Here is a 2661-nt window from a genome sequence, read left to right on the forward strand (position 1 = left end):
CCCCGGCTCCCGGTGCGCCGCAGCCTCCCGGTGCCGTGCACCACGCGGAGACCGTGCTGGCCGCGCCGCCCCCGGGTGGTCCCGGCATGCCTCCGCCGCCGCCCGGGCACGGTGCTCCGGGCATGCCTCCGGGGCCGCCCGGCGCACCGGGTGTCCCCGGCCCCCCGCCGCCGGTGCCCGGCGCTCCGATGCCTCCGGGCGCCGTACCGCCTCCGGGTGGTCCCCTGCCGGGGCAGCCGCCGGCGTACGGGTATCCGCAGCCGCCCGCCGGGCAGCCGACGGTCGGTCCGGGCTACCAGGCGGTCCTGCGCTACCGGGCGCAGGACGGTTCGGAGCAGCAGCTGATCCGGCGTTCCGCGCCGGGTACGCCGCATCCGGAGTGGCAGATCTTCCATGAGCTGCGCTCGCTGAACGTGCCGCCGGACCAGGTGCTGGAGCTGCACACGGAGCTGGAGTCGTGCGAGCTGCCGGGTGCCTACTGCGCGCGGATGATCCGGGAGCAGTGGCCGCAGGCGCGGATCACGAGCATCGCGCCGTACGGCACGGACCATGCGAGCCGCCAGGAGGGCATGCAGCAGCTGCTGGCCCATCAGGGCGAGTTGCACCAGGTGGCGGACGGTCCCGCGCGCCCCGCGCCGGTGCGTGCGCCGTTGCCGCCGGTGCAGGTCGCGCCCCCGGTGCCGCCGGAGGGCGTGGCGCAGGAGCTGGCGGCGGCGTTCGGGCCGGGGGTCTTCCGGTTCGAGCAGCAGGCGGTGTCCCGGCAGGGGGTGCCGCCGGTCGTGGCGCACACCCTGGTGGTGGCCGGTCTGCCGCTGGACATGGGCCCGTTCTTCTGGGCGCAGGCGCAGCCGGGCCGGCCGGTGCCGACGCTGGCGGAGCTGGCGGCCGAGCGCGGGGTGCGGCCGGCGCCGGACGCGGGGTCGTACCTGGTGATGGGCACGGACTTCGGCAAGGCGGTCTGTGCGCAGTACGGGACGGCGAACATCGTGGCCGTGCCGGTGGAGGCGGGGCCGGGCGGTGCGCCGGTGCCGCCGCAGTTCGTGAACACCGGGCTGCCGGAGTTCGTGCGCTGTCTGGCGCTGCTGGGCCGGATGTGGCGGCTGCGGTACGGGCTGAACCAGGAGCAGGCGGGCCGCTGGACCGTCGACTTCCAGGCGCAGCTGGCCGCGCTCGACCCGGCGGCGCTCGGTTCGCCGGAGAGCTGGTGGTCGGTGCTGCTGGAGCAGATGTGGGACGGCCTGCTGTAGTGCGGGCCCGTACGGAGACGGCGGTGGTCGTCATCGAGGAGGGTGTGCGGGAGCAGGGGTAACCGCCGGACCGGAATGCCTGGGCCGTGACGGACGATGTCGCGCCCGTGACGTTGCTGCGGAGTGTCGCGTTATGAACACTTCCGCCGCATCCGTCACGATGTGCGCGAAGTCGTCCTGTCGGACAGGTCCGCCGGAGAGGGGTTCCCAGGGTGAGCAGCGCATGGATGCCGCCGGGCGGCTTCGCGACCGTCCGGGGGCGCGGGTACCGCCCCGGCCAGGTCGACGCGTACCTGGAGGCGCTGTCCGAGTGCCGGGACGCCGCGTGGGAACGTGCCGCGCGGCTGACCGTGCTGGCCAAGGACATGGCGGCGGACCTCGCGCGGCTGCGGGAGGCCGTCGCGCGGCTGGAGCCGCAGGAGTACGAGACGCTCGCGGAGGGCGCGCGGAATCTGTACCGGCTCGCGCTGGAGGAGGCGGAGCAGGTGCGCGAGCGCGCGCGGTGCGAGGCGCGGGAGCGGGTCGCGCGGGCCGAGGCGGACGCCGAGGGCGTGCGCCGGGCGGCTCGGGAGTCGGCGGACGCGCTGCGCGCGGAGGCCGACGAACACGCCCGTCAACTGCTCCTCGCCGCGCGCGCCGAGGCCGACGGCATCCGTGTCGGGGCCCGCCGGGCGGTGAAGGAGAGCCGGAGGCAGTCCCTTGCGGCGCTGCGCGAGGCGCGGCAGCACACCGCCGCCCTGCTGGCCGAGCAGACCCGGCAGCAGGACGAGCGCCTGGCCGGGTTCGAGCGCGAGGAGGCCGAGAGGTCGGCCGCCCTGGACGCCCGGCACGTCGGGCTGGAGGCCCGTGCCGAGGCCGAAGTGGCCGCGGCCGAACGGGCCCTGGCGCAGGCCGGGGAGTACGCCCGCCATCGCGAGGAGGAGGCCCGTACGCACGCGGCCGACATCGTCGCCGAGGCCCGCGCCCGGGCCGGCCGCATCGCCCGCGAGACGGAGCGGGTGCTGCGTGAGCACAGCGCGGCCTGGGACGACGTGCAGGCCCATATGGACCACGTGCGCAGCAAGCTGACGATGCTGACGGGCCGGGCGGCCCTGGACTAGCAGGGATCGGGCCGGGGCCGGCAGGGATCGGTCGGGACCGGCCGGGTCCGGTCGGGATCCGGCGCCCGCTTCTCCGACGCTCGGCCCTTCCGATGCTCGGCCCTTCCGATGCTCGGCCCTTCCGGCGCCCGGCCCTTCCGGCGCCCGGCCGAAAGTCCGCGTCTGGTCGTGCCCCGCCCCGCATCCGAAGGTGGAGACGACCCCGACCGCGGCTCCACCCGGCGGTGGAGTTCCCCTAGGGGGTCCTCCGGAGAACGGCTCGGGGCGGGTTCGTCCCGGCGGAGGACGAGGGGGTGCCGGGGTCGTTCCTAACC

At 76.2% G+C, this 2661-nt stretch carries 2 protein-coding genes; both read left to right on the forward strand.

Features of this window, described 5'->3' with window-relative positions:
- Positions 1-1247: SUKH-4 family immunity protein (locus FRZ03_RS25420; RefSeq protein WP_186785610.1), on the forward strand; the 1247-nt coding region annotated here is incomplete at its 5' end.
- Between the two features lie 227 nt (positions 1248-1474).
- Positions 1475-2347: a cellulose-binding protein gene (locus tag FRZ03_RS25425; RefSeq protein WP_146467476.1), complete on the forward strand. Its 873-nt coding sequence runs from the start codon at positions 1475-1477 to the stop codon at positions 2345-2347.
- Positions 2348-2661: the final 314 nt, after the last annotated feature.

This window comes from Streptomyces misionensis, assembly GCF_007896895.1.
GTDB lineage: Bacteria > Actinomycetota > Actinomycetes > Streptomycetales > Streptomycetaceae > Streptomyces > Streptomyces misionensis_A.